The organism is Nonomuraea sp. NPDC050310 (assembly GCF_040655795.1).
In the GTDB taxonomy this organism is placed as follows: domain Bacteria; phylum Actinomycetota; class Actinomycetes; order Streptosporangiales; family Streptosporangiaceae; genus Nonomuraea.
The window spans coordinates 96,974-111,293 of sequence record NZ_JBFAKP010000021.1 but is presented as its reverse complement, the minus strand read 5'-3'; the positions used below and the strand labels follow the sequence as shown (position 1 = coordinate 111,293).

Genomic DNA, 14,320 nt, shown 5'->3' with positions numbered 1-14,320 from the left:
AAATATGTAGCGGCCCAGGCGTCTCCGTCAAGGGATCCGGAAGCGGCGTCAGCCGGTGTGCGCCTCGGGGAGCGCGGCGTCCACGTCGTAGAGCCGGGCGTCCACGTGGTCGAGCGCGTGGCGGACCGCGCCGAGCACCACCGCCTGGTCCCCCAGGGTGGACACCGCCAGCGCGGGCGGCTCCAGGCAGAGCGGGTCGAGGTGGCGGCGCAACGGCTCCAGCAGCACGTCGCCCGAACGGGAGACGCCGCCGCCGATCACCACCAGTTCGGGGTCCATCGTCAGCACCACCGCGGCGATGCCCTCGGCCAGGTCGTGCGCGTACTGCTCGACCGCCCAGCGCGCGGCCGGGTCGCCCTGCCTGGCGGCCGCGAACACCAGGCCGGCCACCTCCTCCGCGGCCGTCCCCTCCGGCAGGCCCGGGCAGCCGGCCAGGTGCGAGGGTGCCCGATGCCAGCCGACCAGCCGCAGCGCGCCGATCTCGCCGGCCATGCCGCGGGCTCCGCCGTACAGTTCGCCGCGGATCAGCAGCCCGGCGCCGGTGCGGACGCCCGACAACACGAACGCCAGGTCCTGGATGCCGGTCGCCACGCCCTTCCACCGCTCGGCCAGCGCCGCCAGGTTGCAGTCGTTCTCGACCAGGACCACCGGGCCGAACTCGCCGCCCAGCTCGCCCACCAGGTCCACGCCCGTCCACTCGGGCAGCGCCACCGACAGCTTGACCACCCCGGCCCTGGTCACCACGCCCGTGGTGCCCACGCAGGCCGCCATCAGCCGCCCGGCGTCGAGTCCCGCGTCCTTCAGCGCCCCGGCGGCGGCGTTCCTGACGCCCTCCAGCCTGGCCGTCCGGCCCGCCTCCCCGGCCACCCGCACCACCGACCGGCCGGCCACCTGCCCTTCCAGGTCGCAGACCAGCGCGCGCACCGAGTAGGAGCCGACGTCCACCCCGAGCACGTACCCGGCCTCCGCCCGGAACCGGAACAACCTCCTGGGCCGCCCCATCTGCCCTGTCTCCGGCGGGACCTCGGCCAGCCACCCCACCGCCAGCAGGTCCTCGGCCAGGCCCTCGACCGTCGGCCGCGACAACCCGGCCCGCCCGGCCAGCTCCGTCAGCCCGATCGCCCGCTGGCCGCGCAACGCGCGCAGGGTGGTGACCATGTTGATCCGCCTCAGCCTGGACGTGTCACTGCCCCGCACCCGCATGCGGCTCCCCCTCGATGGACGCGACAAATGGAAACAGCCATCATTTCCAGTGCGCGGCCGGAGCACAATCGCGGCGCATCGCCGGCCCATCGTGGATGTATCAAGCCGGGCGAGCATCCTCGGAATCGTCAGCACGACGACCTCCCCGAAGGAGCACCGCGATGAACGCCACCCAGACCGCCACCCTCCTGCCCGGCCGGACCCGGAGCAAGAAGCCGACCATGAACGGCGTCCTGTGGGCCCTCCAGGGACTGTGGGGGCTCTTCTTCGCCGGGAGCGGGTTCGGGAAGGTCCTGCTCGCCGACGACGCCCTCTACGCCGCCGCGCCGCAGGCGGTCGCCTGGTACGCCGCCGTGCCGCAGGCGCTGATCGTCTTCATCGGCGTCGTCGAGGTGCTCGGCGGGATCGGCCTCATCCTGCCGGCGATGACCCGCGTACAGCCGAAGCTCACCCCGCTCGCGGCGGCCGGGCTGGCCCTGACGATGGTCCTCGCGGCGGGTTTCCACCTGCTGCGCGGCGAGTTCGGGCTCATCCCGGCGAACCTCGTCCTGGGCGGCGTCGCGGCGTTCGTCGCGGTCGGGCGGTGGAACCTGCGGCCGGTCGCGGCCTCGGCGCTGACCACCCGGGGCGTGGTCAAGTCGGTGGTGGTCCTGGTGGGCATGGTCCTGCTGGTCTTCGCCCCGACGTGGTACTCGATGACGCACACACAGTTCTGACCAACCGGTACGGCAGAGCGCGGGCGAGCACCACCGCCCGCGCTCTGCCGTTTCTCAGCGCAGTTTCCTCAGCGGAGTGCGCAGAGGGTGGCGTCGGCGAGGTCGAGGAGCTGGGGCGTGATCTCGCTCGGGTGCCGGTTGATCGCGAGGGTGACCTGGCGGCGCCCGTCGGGGCTGGAGGCCGCGATGGTGCGGTAGCCGTTGGCGCCGCCGCCGTGCCCGACCCAGGTGCCCGCGCAGTGCTTCAGCTTCGTCTCGTACAGGCCGAGGCCGGCGTTGGCGCCGGGCCACATCCGGGCCGGGTCGGCGGGTACGGTGGCGCGCATCGCCTTGAGCTGGGCGGGGGGCAGCAGTTTGCCGGTGAGCAGCGCGGCCCAGTAGCGGTTCAGGTCGGCGGGCGTCGACACGAGGGCGCCGGCGGCTCCGCCGTACGACATGTTCCAGCGGGTGGTGTCGTAGCGCCGGCCCTCGTCGTAGACGTAGCCGTGCGCGTGCCGTCCGGGGATGCGCGGGTTGTCGCCCGGCCACCAGGTCCGGGTGAGCTTCAGGGGCTTGATGATCCGGCGGGTGATCTCGGCGCCGATGTCGTGGCCGGTGGCCTCCTTCACGATCATGGCCAGCAGGGCGTAGTTGGTGCTCGAGTAGTTCCAGGGCCGGTCCGACCGGGGCATGCGCAGCCCGATGGCGAACAGCTCCTCCGGCTCGAAGTGCTTGTAGCGGTCGCGCAGGGCGTCGATCTCGTCGGAGGCGGTGTAGTCGCCGAGGCCGCTGGTGTGCCGGAGCAGGTCGCGCACGGTGACGTTCTGGTCCGGGAGGTACCGGGTCAGCGGTTGGTCCAGGTCGATCTTGCCCTCCGCGACGAGCTGGAGCACGACGGTCGCGGTGAACGACTTGGTGACGCTGCCGATCCTGACCCGCTCGTCCCCGCGCAGCTTCCGCTTCGTGCCGAGGTCGGCCACCCCGCTGCTCAGCGACACCCGCCCGCACGCCGGGGAGCTGACCGTCGCGAGGATGCCCGGCGTGTCACCCGCCCGCACCAGCGCGTCCAGTGACTTCTTCAGCGCGCCGGTGTCGCATCGCTGTGCCGTCGCCGCCGCCGCCGTCGCCGCCGGCGCCACGCCGACCAGCACCGCCCCCATCACCAGTGCCGTCACGGCTCTTGTGCTTCTCATGCGCCCAGTGTGTCGGCCACCGGCGCGGATCCGGCTCGTGCGATCGGCCTGACCTGCTCCTCCTCAAGGACCAGGCGCCTAGCGGGCGCGCCACTCGACGGCGGGGCTCTGCGTGCCGGTGAACGAGGACGAGGACCAGCCCGGCGGGACCTGATCATGGTCCTCGTCGGCCGTGCCGGACGCCGCGTACAGCGTCCCCTGGTCGGCGGGCCGGACCAGGAACGGGCCACAGGTCTTGATCTCGTCGCCGCCGTCGAAGTCGAGCAGGCAGTGGCGCAGCGTGAACCGGTTCCTGGTCAGGTGGTACTCGCGCGAGCGCAGCAGGTTCTCCTTGAGGTTCATCGGCCAGACCCACACCGTCACGCCGCCCTCGACCACGCCCCGCGCGACCGGCTTGGCCAGCGCGGAGACGAGCAGGCCCTCCGGCCTGCGCTCGATGCAGGGCAGGAAGAAAATCTCGGCCGACTCCATGTAGGACCAGGTGGGCCGGCACGAGGCGGCCGCGGGGGTGACGGGCGGCGCCGGCGGGTGGGGCGCGGGCGGCCGGGGCCACACGCCGCGCGGCCACAGGCCCGACAGCAGGAGCCCGGCCACCGCCGCCACGACGACCAGGCCGCCGATCGGCAGCAGCAGGCGGGCACTCACACGGGGGCGCGGGCGGGAATTGGTCGGCTCGGGGGTGGGCGGGCTCTGATCAATGGGCGCGGGCAGCTCGGGACGGTCGAGGGCGGCCTGCGCCGCCTGGGCGCGCGTCAGCCGTACCGTCCACTCCTCGACGTCGCCGTCGCAGGCCCGGACGTAGGCCACCAGCGCCTCCGTCGTGGGCAGGCGATGCCCGGCGTCGGCCTGGGACAGGACGTTCGCCGCGACGTGCGTCTTCTCGGCCATCGTCCGATAGGGCGGATCGCCCGCCCGGGCCCGTAACTCCCGCAGCCCCAGCGCGAAGGCGGTCACCGGGGTGCCGTCGTGAACGAGCGGCTTCTTGCGCCTGCCGCGCCGCGGACCCTCCGGCACCGGTCAACCTCCTGATGGGGCCTTTGATCGCATTGATCGCGGGACGTGGCCAAGGTGTGTGATCAACCTGATCGTCGCGCATGATTCTGCCGCATGAACGTCCTCAAGATCGGCGGCCTCGCCGTCGTCGCGGCGCTCACCGCCGTCCCGGCGGTGCCCGCGTCGGCCCAGGAACTGCCGCAGTGCTACGGCCAGCGGATCGCACGGGAGCAGATCCGCACCAACGACGTGATCGGCACCTACCTGGACGTGTTCTACACGGCCTCCAACGCCACGATCTGCGCCTACGTCACCACCACCGCGCAGTCGCAGTACACCAGGAAGCGCATGCTCGTCGCGCTCCGCCAGTGCGCGGCGGCGGGCTCCGGCTGCACCACGTGGACGAGCGTCCGGACCGACAACGAGGCGGCGCGCTCGGCGAGGCTCGCGGTCAAGCGGACGAAGCCCTGCTTCCAGGTCTTCGGCGCGACCCAGTGGGGCGATCACGAGTGGGGCCAGCGCACCACCCCGGCCCTCTGCCCGCAGGGATAAGCCATGATCACCCGACGCACCCTGCTCACGGCCGGCGCGGCCACGCTCGCGCTCGGCGCCCTGCCCGCCCGCGCCGCCCTCGCCTCGACGCCGGTCACCGGGGACCTGCCGTCCGAACTCGCACCCCTCGACGCGCTGCTGCGCGCCTTCATCGCCGAGCGGGACATCTCCTGCGCGCAGCTCGCCGTCGCCAAGGCGGGCCGGCTGGTGCTGGCCCGCGGTTACGGCTCGTACGGCCCGGCGGAGACCCCGGTCCAGCCGACCAGCCTGTTCCGGGTCGCCAGCCTCAGCAAGCAGCTCACCGCCGCCGCGATCATGCGGCTGGTCCAGGAGGGCCGGCTGCGGCTGTCCGACTCGGTGGCCGACCTGCTCGGCCTCTCGCTCGCCGCCGATCCCCGGCTGGTCACAGTCAGCGTGCGCCGCCTGCTCCAGCATCTCGGCGGCTGGGACAAGGCCGCCGCCGGGCGTGACTACCTGTTCTCCGACCGCGCCATCGCCGAGGAGTTCGGCGTGCCGCTGCCGATCGGCATGGAGCACATCCTCCGCTACGCCACCGCCCGCCCGCTCGACCACGACCCGGGCGCCCGCTACTCCTACAACAACTACAACTACCTGCTGCTGGGCCGGATCATCGAGAAGGTCTCCGGCCAGGACTACGAGACGTACGTCAAGACCAAGGTGATGGCCCCGCTCGGCGTGAGCCGCCCGAGGCTGACCACGAACGCGGGCACCGGCGAGGTGCCCTACCTCTCCAAGTACCGGGTCACCACCGTGCTCGACGACTCCGGCACGGTCGTGCCCTACCCCTACGGCGGCACCAACTACGCCAACAGCGACTCCGCGGGCGGCTGGACGACCTCCGCGGTCGATCTGGTACGGCTGACGCGGATCTTCGACGGCGCCACCCCGGTGCTCACCCCCGCTTCGGTCGCCACGCTGCTGGCCCGTCCGGTGGGCGGCCCCTTCGGCAGCGACTTCTGGTACGGCGGCGGCTGGGGCGTCACCCCCGTGGGCGGCGGGCTGAAGCTCATGCACTCGGGGTCGTTGCCCGGCGCCTTCGCCGTGCTGAGCCGGAGCCACAATGGGATCGCGCTGTGCGCCACCTTCAACCGGCGCGAGGAGTCGGGGTCACCCGATTTCGACGCCTTCCACGGCGAGCTCTTCGACGCCGCTCAGGCGATCAAGACCTGGCCCGCCGGTGACCTGTCCCCCCAGTACTTCTGACCGGAGGTCACGCGTCCTGCGTACTTCTGACCGGAGGTCACGCGTCCTGCGTGTCCGTGAACAGGCCGCGCGCGACCAGCTCGACGGTGACCAGCGTGGCGACGGCCTCGGCGGCCAGCAGGGCCACGAGCACGACGAGTTGCACCACGCCGGCCTCGATGGGCGTCGCACCGCCGAGCAACATCCCGACGAAGGCGCCGGGCAGCGTGACCAGGCCCACTGTCCGGGTCTGGTCCAGCGCCGGGACCAGGGCCTGGCTCGCCGCCGGGCGGCAGATCTCCAGCGCCGCCTCCCGGGGCGGCAGGCCCAGCGCCAGCGCCGCCTCCACCTCGCCCCGGCGCTGGCGCAGGTCGTCGACGGCCCGGCGGCCGGCGAGCGTGGTCGCGGTCATGCAGCCGCCCAGCACGATGCCTGCCACCGGGATCAGCACGATGCCGTCCAGCGAGATCACCCCGCTGATCACCAGGGTCGCGACCACCGGCGCCGTCCCCGCCGCGATCGGCAGCGCCGCCCACCCGGCGCGCGGGCCTCGCGTGATGCGCCGCCCGGCGGTGAGGGCGGCCACGCCGTACATCAGCAGCACGAAGCCCGCCACCGCGCCCGCGTACTGCACCACCCAGGTGATCAGCACGGACACCGCCCCGAGCTGGACGGCCGCCCGCAAGCTGGCGGTCAGGACCGCCTTCGCATGGCCGAGCCGCCCCAGCCACGCGACGACGACCCCCAGCACCACGAGCAGCAACAGCACGACCGGCAGGAGCGGGGTGATGGTGATCAGAGAAGAGGAGCCCACGCCAGGCATTGTGCTGCCTGCACCCCGCTTGGTCGCTCGCCTTCCCCCACCGGCACCTCGTTCGCCGCCTTTCCCCCCGGACACCCGGCTCGCCTGGCGGCCCTCCGCCGCTGGGCCGGGCGCCGGGCAGGGACCTGCCTAGCTCGCGATCGAGCCCCACCCGTTGTCCCAGAAGTTGTTCGAGGTCACCTTGATGTAGTACTTGTGCGTCAACCCCGTGATCTTCCTGCCGCAGATGGTGTCAGCCGAGTAGCAGTGCACGGATCCCACCGGCACGTTGTTGATCGCGTCCCAGGCGGTGCCGCTGACGTCGCCGCTCACCTTGATGATGATGGCGCCGTTCGTCGGCGACAGGCTCGCGGTCTTGCACGTGTCGTTCCCGTTGAGCCAGCAGGTGTACGAACCGGCCTGCGCGGGGGTCGAGGAGACCAGCACGCAGGCCGACGCCACGGCGATCCCCGCACCGGCCAGCTTCATCAGTGCACGCATGAGTTGCTCCTTAGGTCGGGCCCGGACGGCAGGTCGCGTCCGGACGACGACACGGTAGGAGCCGCGTGTTGGGTGCGCGTTGGGTCAGGTGGTCAGGGGCGGATGTAGAACAGCTGGGCCGCGCTGCCGTTGCAGCGGAAGACGCTGACCGGCACGGTCGGGGAGCCGCCCGGCACGTCGATGCAGTGGGTGCGCGTGCCGCTGACCGCGGAGCGCAGTTGCTTGGGCGTGGAGTTGTTGAACGACCCGTGCCACACCCACCGCTCGTTGCTGATGCTGTTGCACGGCCACTGGTCGACGCGGCCCAGGTTCACGGCGCCCTCGCGGGCCTCCAGGCACCAGCCGGTGCGCTGGTTGACGAAGCGGTAGGTCGTGGTGCTGTTGTTGACCTGGAGCGGCAGCCAGTTCTGGCCGGCGCTGCCGTCGCACTTGGCCTGGAAGATGCGGGCGTCGGAGTTGGCGGGCACGCTCGGGTCGGGCTGCAGGCACATCCCGCTCGCCGAGCTGACGATCTTGAAGTAGCCCAGGGCCTGCGCCGGCTGGGCGGACGCGAGAAGTCCGGCCGCCGCGACGGCGGCAGCCAGGACAGATGCTCCCCGTGTGATGGACATGTGATGCCTCCGGTTCGGATGATCGGGCGCGCCCCCGCGCCCTCACCCCCAAGGCGTTCCGCACCGTTCCACCCCGTGCCATCGGGTCAGTGGAGGTCGAGGGTGGGCACGATCATCGGGGTGCCGGTGACCGGGTCGGGCACCACGACCGAGGGCAGGTCGAAGATGTCCTTGATCAGCGCCGCGTCCACGATCCGCGTCGCCGCGCCCTCGGCGACGACGCGGCCGTCCTTCATCGCGATGAGGTGGTCGGCGAAGCGGCAGGCCTGGTTGATGTCGTGCAGCACCGCGATCACCGTGCGGCCCTGGTCGCGCAGCCGGGCGAGCAGGGCCAGCAGCCGGTACTGGTGGGCGAGGTCCAGGAAGGAGGTGGGCTCGTCCAGCAGCAGGTACGGCGTGCGCTGGGCCAGCACCATGGCCACCCACACCCGCTGCCGCTGGCCGCCGGACAGCTCGTTCACCGGCCGGTCGGCCAGGCCGGAGACGCCCGCGGTCTCCATGGCCTCGGCGACCGCCTCCTCGTCGGCCGCCGACCAGAACGCCAGCAGCGGCTGGTGCGGGAAGCGCCCGCGGCCGACGAGCTGGCGGACCTTGATGTCCTCCGGGGCCAGCGGGTCCTGGGGCAGGAAGCCGAGCGAGCGGGCGAGCGCCTTCGGCGCGTACGAGCCGACATCGCGGCCGTCGAGCTGAACGCTTCCTTCGGCGGGCCGGAGCAGCCGGACCAGGGCCCGCAGCAGGGTGGACTTGCCACAGGCGTTGGCGCCCACGATCGCGGTGAAGGAGCCGTCGGGCACGTCGAGGCTGAGCCGCGTGGAGACGACCCGTTCGGCGTAACGCAACTCCAGGTTTTGGGCGCGCAGGCGGACCTCGGTCACCGGCGCCTCACCTCCTTGGCCAGCAGCCAGATCAGGTAGCAGCCGCCGATCGCCGTGGTGACGACGCCGACGGGCAGGGATTCGGGGGCGAGCAGCAGCTGGGCGGCCAGGTCGGCGCCCATCAGCAGCAGCGCGCCGGTGAGCGCGGCGGGCAGCAGCGGCACCCCTGCCGCGCCGGCCAGCCGGCGGCCGATCTGCGGGGCGGCCAGCGCGATGAAGACGATGGGCCCCGCGACCGAGGTCACGGTGGCCGTGCAGCCGACGCCGACGACCACCATCAGCAGCCGCAGCCGGCGCAGCCCGACCCCGGTGGCGGCGGCCACCGAGTCGCCCAGGGTGGCCTGGTGCATGGCGTGCGCCGAGCCGGCCATCACCACCAGGAGCGTCCCGATGATGACGAACGGGACGGGCAGGTCGGCCCAGTCGACGCCGTTGAGCGAGCCGGCGTGCCAGCCGGCCGCCGCCATCGCCACCTCCAGCTCGGCACGCAGCACGATCCACGAGTTCAGGGCGGTGACGATCGCGCTGACCGCGATGCCGATCACGACCAGACGCAGCCCGGACAGCCCGCCGCCGGAGGAGAGCAGGTAGATCGCGGTCGCCACGGCCAGGCCGCCCGCCACCGAGCCCGCGGCCAGCAGGAGGGGGCCGCCGGCGAACACCGTGATCACGACGAGCGCGCCGGTGTAGGCGCCCGCGTCGAGGCCGATCACGTCGGGGCTGCCCATTGGGTTGCGGGTGAGGTTCTGGAAGATCGCCCCCGCCACCCCGAGGGCCAGGCCGAAGATCAGTCCGGCCAGCACGCGCGGCAGCCGCCAGTCGCGGATGACCACGACCGAGTCGCCCGATCCGCCCAGCGCGGCCAGGACCTCACCGGGCGTCGCCCAGGAGGCGCCGTGGCACAGGCCGAGCAGCGCGAGCCCGGCCAGGGCGGTGAGGAGGGCGGCCGAGGCGGTCAGCGTCCGGCGCTCGACGAGGATCGCGCGGCGTCCTGCCCGCAGGGCGAGCGCGCTCACAGCGTCCCCGCCCCGTACCGCCGGACCGCCCAGATGAGCACCGGACCGCCGAAGAAGGCGGTGACGATCGCCACCGGCACCTCGCCGGTCGGCAGGAGCACCCGCGAGCCCATGTCGGAGACGAGCATCAGGATCGGCCCGAGCACCGCCGCGTAGGCGGTGAGCCACGGGACGGAGCTCTTGGCCAGGGGCCGCAGCGCCAGCGGCACCATGAGGCCGACGAACAGGATCGGCCCCGCGACCGCGGTCGCCGCGCCCGCCAGCACGGTGATGCAGGCCAGGGCGGCCAGCCGTACCCGGGAGACGTTCGCGCCGAGCGTGCGCGCCACGTTCTCGCCGAGCGCGACCGCGTTGAGCGGCCGGGCCAGCAGCAGTGCCGCGACGACGGCCAGGCCGATCAGCAGCAGGGGCAGCAGCACCGGGTCCTTCTCGCGGCCGGCCAGCGAGCCGACCGACCAGAAGCGGAAGCGGTCGAAGACGTCCGGGACCATGAGCCGCAGCCCGAGGGAGATCCCGGCCAGCACGGCGCTCAGCGCGACGCCGGTCAGCACCAGCCGCAGCGGCGAGGTGCGGCCGACGGAGTACACCAGCACCGCGGCGAGCGCCGCGCCCGCGCCGGCCAGGACGAGCTCGGCCGAGGAGGAGACGTTCAGCCCGAGCGCCGCCCCGAGGGTCATGGCGAACCCGGCCCCGGCGGTGACGCCCAGGATGCCGGGCTCGGCCAGCGGGTTGCGCGACAGGGTCTGGACGAGCACGCCCGCCACGCCGAGCGCGGCGCCGACGCCGATCCCGACCACCGCGCGGGGCAGCCGGATGTCGCGCACGATGGTGTGGTCGCCGGAGCCGTCGAAGGCGACCAGGGCGCGCACCACCTCGGCGGGGGCGACGCCGTGGGCGCCGATCCCGACGCTGACGACGGCCACCGCGGCCAGGGCGGCCAGCCCGGCGACGAGCACCAGGGTTCGGGAGATCTCGGGGGAGATCACTGCGCGGCCAGCGGAGCCAATGACTGGTCGAGCGCGTCGAGGGCGAGCAGGGCCTGGCCGTAGGTCGCCGCCTCGGTGTAGCGGACCGGGAAGACCTTGCCCGCCTTCACCGCCGGGAGCTGCTTCCACAGCTCGGAGTCGAGGACGTACTGCACGGCGGGCAGCGGCTTGCCGTCCGGGCCGACGGAGTAGGTGACGGCGTCGGCCTCGCCGAGCGCGGCCGGGAGTTCCTCGATCGAGGGGTACTCGCTGACGTCCTTGCTGCCGCCGCCCTTCACCTTGACCTGGCCGTAGTAGTTCGCGCCGATGTCGTTGGCGATGTTGGTGCCCCACGAGCCGTTGAACTCGCGGTGGAAGGCGCCCTTGTCGACCTGCCCGTAGGAGCCGACGTGGGCGAGCTTGAGCTGCGGCAGCACCTTCTCGTACTTCTTCTTCAGCTCGGCGGCCTTGGCGTCGTAGGCCGCCTTGACCGTGTCGAAGCCCTCCAGGGCGCCCGCGGCGTCGGCCTGGCTCTGCGACAGCTCGCGCCAGGCCGAGGGGATGGTCGGGCCGATGGTCACGACGGGCGCGATGGACCGCAGCCGGTCCAGGTCGATGTCGGCCAGGACCGGCTTGGGGACGCCGATGACGATGAGGTCGGGCTTGGCGTTGGCGATGGCCTCGTAGTTGGTCTCGGCCGCCGTCTCGCCGGCCACCTTCGGCAGCTTGTCGTAGGTGGCGCGGGCCTTGTCGTCCATCATCGGCAGCCCGCGCTTCCAGGAGGAGATCCCCGCCAGCGGCGCTCCCGCCTCGATCAGGGCCGGTACGGCGTAGCCGGTCGCGACGACGCGCTGCGGGTCGGCGGGGATGGTGACCTCACCGTCGGGGAGCTTGAAGACCCGGGTGGCCGCCTTCGCGGCGGGTGCGGGCTCGTCGGCCGATCCGGTGCCGCAGCCCGCGGCGACCAGGGTGACGGCGAGCAGCAGCGCGGGAGCGAGCGTCCGGCGTACAGACATGGGTATTCCCTCAGGCAGGCAAAATTAGGTTAGCCTAACCTTACTAGAAGATCAATGATCGTCGCTGTAGTCGGTCGCGCCACGCTTCCAGTAGCCGGTGATGTCGTAGTCGTCGGCGGCCAGCTTCAGCTCCTCGCGCACCCAGCGGCGCAGGGGCTTCAGCTCCCCCGCCTCGCCCGCCGCCCACACGAAGACCCGTCCCTCGATCCCCACTTCCTGTACGGCACGCGCCAGCTCACCCGGCCCGACCCAGCGGACCTCGACCCCCTCCGGCGCGGCGAGCTCGATCTCCTCCTCGGCCTCGATGAACGCCCAGCCCGCGGCCGTGCGCGGCATCTCCTCCAGCCACCGGGCGATCGCCGGCAGCGCGGTCAGGTCACCGGCCAGCAGGTACCGGTCATAGGTGTGCGGCACGACCAGCCCGCCGGGCGGACCGGCGATGTGCACCTTCGCGCCCGGCTCCGCCGTACGCGCCCAGTCGGAGGCGACCCCCGAGCCGTGGAGCACGAAGTCGAGGTCGAGCTCCCCCGTCGCCGGGTCGTAACGGCGGACCGTGTACTTGCGGGTGGTCGGGAAGGGCTTGGGCCAGGCGAGCATGAAGCCGTCCTGCCCGGGGACGCGCAGGGTCCCGTCCGCCTCGGGGAAGATCAGCCTGACGTGCTCGTCGGGGGCGTGCGCCTCGAACCCGGCCGTGCCCTCGCCGCCGAACGTCACCCGGATCAGCCGCTCCCCGATCATCGCGGTGCGGATCACCTCGACCTCGCGGATCTTGATCGGGTAGGCCACCTGGCGGGCACTCTCCCCGGTTCGCACCTCGGCGATGCGGTCCAGATATCCTTCACGGTCGACGATTCGGGGCGCGCCCATGGATCCTCCCTGGAAAAGGCAAAGTTAGGTGAGGCTATCCTAAATCCAGTTGCGCGACGATCCCCGCGAGGAGTTAGCCTGCCGAGCATGGAGCTTGAAGATCAGTTACGCCGGATCCAGGCGAACGTCGACCTGTTCATCGCGCAGTGCGCTCCCGCCAGCGACCACGACTTCGGGCTGGACCGGGCGTCCGTGGAGTGGGTGGACGGCTTCGTCGAGCGGCAGCGGGCCCGGCTGGCTCCCGGCGAGCTGGGCGCGCTGCCGTCGGTCGTGGGGTGCTTCCTCGGCGCGTGCCTGGTCGAGGCCACGCCGGGGCGGTGGGCCAAGGACGAGGAGCATGGCTGGGGCATCGAGTTCCCCAGCGGCAACTGGGCCTTCCCGATCAGCAAGGCGCGCAAGCAGTTCGAGGAGGGGCCGGGGGATTCGATCCTGGCGTTCTACGACATGACGCTGGCGCTGGTCCGGGACGGGCGGCTGTAGGACGGCGGGGCGCTCACCCGGCGGCGGGGACGTAGGACAGGTTGAGGACGCCCGTCTCGAAGGTCTCCGACTTGACCAGCTTGAGCGGCTGCGTCCCGGAGTCCTCGAACAGGCGCCGGCCGTGGCCGACGGCGATGGGGTGAACGAGGAGGTTGAGCTGGTCGAGCAGGCCGTTGGCGAGCAGCCACCGGACCGTCGTGGCGGAGCCGGACATCTGGATGTTGCCCTCCACCTCCGCCTTGAGCCTGCGGATCTCGGCGGCCACGTCGCCGCGGAGGAGCGTCGTGTTGGCCCACTCCGCCTTGTCCAGGGTGCTGGAGACGACCCACTTGCGCGAGTCGTTCATGATCGCGGCGATCTCCGCGTCGGCCTCGGCGGTGGGCCAGTAGGCGGCCCACTCCTCGTAGAGAACGCGGCCCATCAGCATGCCCGCCGAGTCGGCCATGCCGGCCTGGACGGCCGCGCCCATCTCGTCGTTCCAGTACGGGAAGTGCCACTGGTCGGGGGACTCGACCACGCCGTCCAGGGCGATGAAGAAGTTGGAAATGATCTTGGCCATGGCAGGCTCCTCAACCGTCGGTGCTGGTGGGGAAGAGGGTAGATCGGGAGGCGGCCTCAGGTCTTGTACAGAAGCGACAGCGGCCGGGCCGGATCCGGGTCGCCGAGCTGCGTGGCGGTCCGCCCGATGTAGCGGGCGAGGGAGCGCGCCAGGTGCGGCTGGTCGAAGTAGCCGAGCCGGTCGATCACACCCTGGACCGGCACCCCCTCCCCGATCAGGACCGCGGCCCGCCGGGCGCGCTCGATCTGCCGGATGGCGGTGCCGGTGAGCCCGGTGGCGGCGGCGAACCGCCGCTGGAGGGTGCGGTCGGACACGTCCGGCGGCCGGTCGTCGAGGGCCGCGGCCACGACCGGGTCCCGCTCGACGACGCCCTCGCGCACCAGCCGCCGCACGAACTCCTCGGCGTTGCCGTAACCGGGGCGGCACCACGTGGAGCCCTTCAGCCACAGCGACCTGCGCGTGGCGCCGGGCAGCACCACGGAACCGTCCACGAGGTCCCGCACCGGCAGGTGCGGCATCGAGCTGCCCAGCGAGAACACGATGCCGAAGAACGTGGCCTCCTCCGGCACCGGGGCCAGGCTCGCCCGCGACTCCGGCCCCTGGACCGACGCGTGGACCTGGCCGCGGTGCTCCCAGAACACCAGGTCCCAGTACGGCGTGGCCACGGAGGACATCCGGTCGACCGCGTGGCTCCGGCTCCGCCACACCCGCTCGATGTACGGCGAGTCCGACGGCCGGCTCTCGACTTCCAGCGTCATCCGCCCAGTCTGCCCGCCCGCGAGGCCGCCG

The 14,320-nt window shown here is 72.5% G+C and carries 17 protein-coding genes; 4 read left to right on the top strand and 13 right to left on the bottom strand.

The features are described from left to right. Window positions 1–48: 48 nt before the first annotated feature. Window positions 49–1,158, bottom strand: coding sequence for an ROK family protein (locus AB0I67_RS34540; RefSeq protein ID WP_357932444.1), 1,110 nt, complete (start codon window positions 1,156–1,158; stop codon window positions 49–51). 206 nt (window positions 1,159–1,364) lie between these two features. On the opposite strand from AB0I67_RS34540, the gene AB0I67_RS34535 reads away from it, so the two are divergent. Next, the gene (locus tag AB0I67_RS34535) at window positions 1,365–1,919 is read left to right on the top strand and encodes a DoxX family protein (RefSeq protein WP_357932442.1); all 555 of its coding nucleotides are present in this window, start codon (window positions 1,365–1,367) and stop codon (window positions 1,917–1,919) included. A gap of 68 nt (window positions 1,920–1,987) precedes the next feature. Here the strand turns inward: AB0I67_RS34535 and AB0I67_RS34530 are convergent, their stop codons facing one another. Together AB0I67_RS34530 and AB0I67_RS34525 are read right to left on the bottom strand one after the other, a co-directional pair. Next, on the bottom strand, window positions 1,988–3,091 hold the full coding sequence (locus tag AB0I67_RS34530; RefSeq protein ID WP_357932440.1) for a serine hydrolase domain-containing protein: 1,104 nt from the start codon (window positions 3,089–3,091) through the stop codon (window positions 1,988–1,990). 78 nt (window positions 3,092–3,169) lie between these two features. Beyond that, complete coding sequence (locus AB0I67_RS34525; RefSeq protein WP_357932437.1) at window positions 3,170–4,105, bottom strand: helix-turn-helix transcriptional regulator; 936 nt, start codon at window positions 4,103–4,105, stop codon at window positions 3,170–3,172. A 93-nt stretch (window positions 4,106–4,198) separates the two neighbouring features. Between AB0I67_RS34525 and AB0I67_RS34520 the strand changes: the two genes are divergently transcribed. Both AB0I67_RS34520 and AB0I67_RS34515 read left to right on the top strand, forming a co-directional pair. After that, entirely contained in the window at window positions 4,199–4,636 is a 438-nt protein-coding gene (locus AB0I67_RS34520; RefSeq protein WP_357932436.1) for a hypothetical protein, read from the top strand. A 3-nt stretch (window positions 4,637–4,639) separates the two neighbouring features. Continuing rightward, window positions 4,640–5,860, top strand: coding sequence for a serine hydrolase domain-containing protein (locus AB0I67_RS34515; RefSeq protein WP_357932433.1), 1,221 nt, complete (start codon window positions 4,640–4,642; stop codon window positions 5,858–5,860). 37 nt (window positions 5,861–5,897) lie between these two features. On the opposite strand, the gene AB0I67_RS34510 is transcribed toward AB0I67_RS34515, so the two are convergent. The 8 genes from AB0I67_RS34510 to AB0I67_RS34475 form a co-directional block, all read right to left on the bottom strand. Beyond that, entirely contained in the window at window positions 5,898–6,653 is a 756-nt protein-coding gene (locus AB0I67_RS34510) for an ABC transporter permease (RefSeq protein WP_357932430.1), read from the bottom strand. A 138-nt stretch (window positions 6,654–6,791) separates the two neighbouring features. Continuing rightward, on the bottom strand, window positions 6,792–7,142 hold the full coding sequence (locus AB0I67_RS34505; RefSeq protein WP_357932427.1) for a hypothetical protein: 351 nt from the start codon (window positions 7,140–7,142) through the stop codon (window positions 6,792–6,794). 92 nt (window positions 7,143–7,234) lie between these two features. Further along, window positions 7,235–7,753 carry an RICIN domain-containing protein gene (locus AB0I67_RS34500; RefSeq protein WP_357932426.1) on the bottom strand — a complete coding sequence of 173 codons (519 nt, stop codon included), beginning with the start codon at window positions 7,751–7,753 and terminating at the stop codon, window positions 7,235–7,237. An 86-nt stretch (window positions 7,754–7,839) separates the two neighbouring features. Continuing rightward, the gene (locus AB0I67_RS34495; RefSeq protein WP_357932423.1) at window positions 7,840–8,628 is read right to left on the bottom strand and encodes an ABC transporter ATP-binding protein; all 789 of its coding nucleotides are present in this window, start codon (window positions 8,626–8,628) and stop codon (window positions 7,840–7,842) included. Further along, the gene (locus AB0I67_RS34490) at window positions 8,625–9,644 is read right to left on the bottom strand and encodes an iron chelate uptake ABC transporter family permease subunit (RefSeq protein ID WP_357932420.1); all 1,020 of its coding nucleotides are present in this window, start codon (window positions 9,642–9,644) and stop codon (window positions 8,625–8,627) included. The genes AB0I67_RS34495 and AB0I67_RS34490 overlap by 4 nt, the downstream gene beginning before the upstream one ends. Beyond that, the gene (locus tag AB0I67_RS34485) at window positions 9,641–10,630 is read right to left on the bottom strand and encodes an iron chelate uptake ABC transporter family permease subunit (protein WP_357932417.1); all 990 of its coding nucleotides are present in this window, start codon (window positions 10,628–10,630) and stop codon (window positions 9,641–9,643) included. The genes AB0I67_RS34490 and AB0I67_RS34485 overlap by 4 nt, the downstream gene beginning before the upstream one ends. Next, window positions 10,627–11,625 (bottom strand): ABC transporter substrate-binding protein, encoded by a 999-nt coding sequence (locus AB0I67_RS34480; protein WP_357932414.1) that lies wholly within the window; start codon window positions 11,623–11,625, stop codon window positions 10,627–10,629. The genes AB0I67_RS34485 and AB0I67_RS34480 overlap by 4 nt, the downstream gene beginning before the upstream one ends. A 51-nt stretch (window positions 11,626–11,676) precedes the next feature. After that, window positions 11,677–12,492 carry a siderophore-interacting protein gene (locus AB0I67_RS34475; RefSeq protein WP_357932412.1) on the bottom strand — a complete coding sequence of 272 codons (816 nt, stop codon included), beginning with the start codon at window positions 12,490–12,492 and terminating at the stop codon, window positions 11,677–11,679. Between the two features lie 87 nt (window positions 12,493–12,579). Between AB0I67_RS34475 and AB0I67_RS34470 the strand changes: the two genes are divergently transcribed. Further along, on the top strand, window positions 12,580–12,972 hold the full coding sequence (locus AB0I67_RS34470) for a hypothetical protein (RefSeq protein ID WP_357932409.1): 393 nt from the start codon (window positions 12,580–12,582) through the stop codon (window positions 12,970–12,972). A 13-nt stretch (window positions 12,973–12,985) separates the two neighbouring features. Here the strand turns inward: AB0I67_RS34470 and AB0I67_RS34465 are convergent, their stop codons facing one another. Both AB0I67_RS34465 and AB0I67_RS34460 read right to left on the bottom strand, forming a co-directional pair. After that, a complete protein-coding gene (locus tag AB0I67_RS34465; protein WP_357932407.1) occupies window positions 12,986–13,531 on the bottom strand; it encodes a dihydrofolate reductase family protein in 546 nt (181 codons plus the stop codon). Between the two features lie 56 nt (window positions 13,532–13,587). After that, window positions 13,588–14,289, bottom strand: a complete 702-nt coding sequence (locus AB0I67_RS34460; RefSeq protein WP_357932404.1) for a helix-turn-helix domain-containing protein — start codon at window positions 14,287–14,289, stop codon at window positions 13,588–13,590. Window positions 14,290–14,320 lie beyond the last annotated feature (31 nt).

What these genes read in the sequence shown, in the direction of transcription:
- AB0I67_RS34540 (WP_357932444.1), bottom strand. Translation starts at nt 1,158, where the DNA reads ATGGTCACCACCCTGCGCGCGTTGCGCGGCCAGCGGGCGATCGGGCTG.
- AB0I67_RS34535 (WP_357932442.1), top strand. Translation starts at nt 1,365, where the DNA reads ATGAACGCCACCCAGACCGCCACCCTCCTGCCCGGCCGGACCCGGAGC.
- AB0I67_RS34530 (WP_357932440.1), bottom strand. Translation starts at nt 3,091, where the DNA reads ATGAGAAGCACAAGAGCCGTGACGGCACTGGTGATGGGGGCGGTGCTG.
- AB0I67_RS34520 (WP_357932436.1), top strand. Translation starts at nt 4,199, where the DNA reads ATGAACGTCCTCAAGATCGGCGGCCTCGCCGTCGTCGCGGCGCTCACC.
- AB0I67_RS34515 (WP_357932433.1), top strand. Translation starts at nt 4,640, where the DNA reads ATGATCACCCGACGCACCCTGCTCACGGCCGGCGCGGCCACGCTCGCG.
- AB0I67_RS34505 (WP_357932427.1), bottom strand. Translation starts at nt 7,142, where the DNA reads ATGCGTGCACTGATGAAGCTGGCCGGTGCGGGGATCGCCGTGGCGTCG.
- AB0I67_RS34500 (WP_357932426.1), bottom strand. Translation starts at nt 7,753, where the DNA reads ATGTCCATCACACGGGGAGCATCTGTCCTGGCTGCCGCCGTCGCGGCG.
- AB0I67_RS34480 (WP_357932414.1), bottom strand. Translation starts at nt 11,625, where the DNA reads ATGTCTGTACGCCGGACGCTCGCTCCCGCGCTGCTGCTCGCCGTCACC.
- AB0I67_RS34475 (WP_357932412.1), bottom strand. Translation starts at nt 12,492, where the DNA reads ATGGGCGCGCCCCGAATCGTCGACCGTGAAGGATATCTGGACCGCATC.
- AB0I67_RS34470 (WP_357932409.1), top strand. Translation starts at nt 12,580, where the DNA reads ATGGAGCTTGAAGATCAGTTACGCCGGATCCAGGCGAACGTCGACCTG.
- AB0I67_RS34465 (WP_357932407.1), bottom strand. Translation starts at nt 13,531, where the DNA reads ATGGCCAAGATCATTTCCAACTTCTTCATCGCCCTGGACGGCGTGGTC.
- AB0I67_RS34460 (WP_357932404.1), bottom strand. Translation starts at nt 14,289, where the DNA reads ATGACGCTGGAAGTCGAGAGCCGGCCGTCGGACTCGCCGTACATCGAG.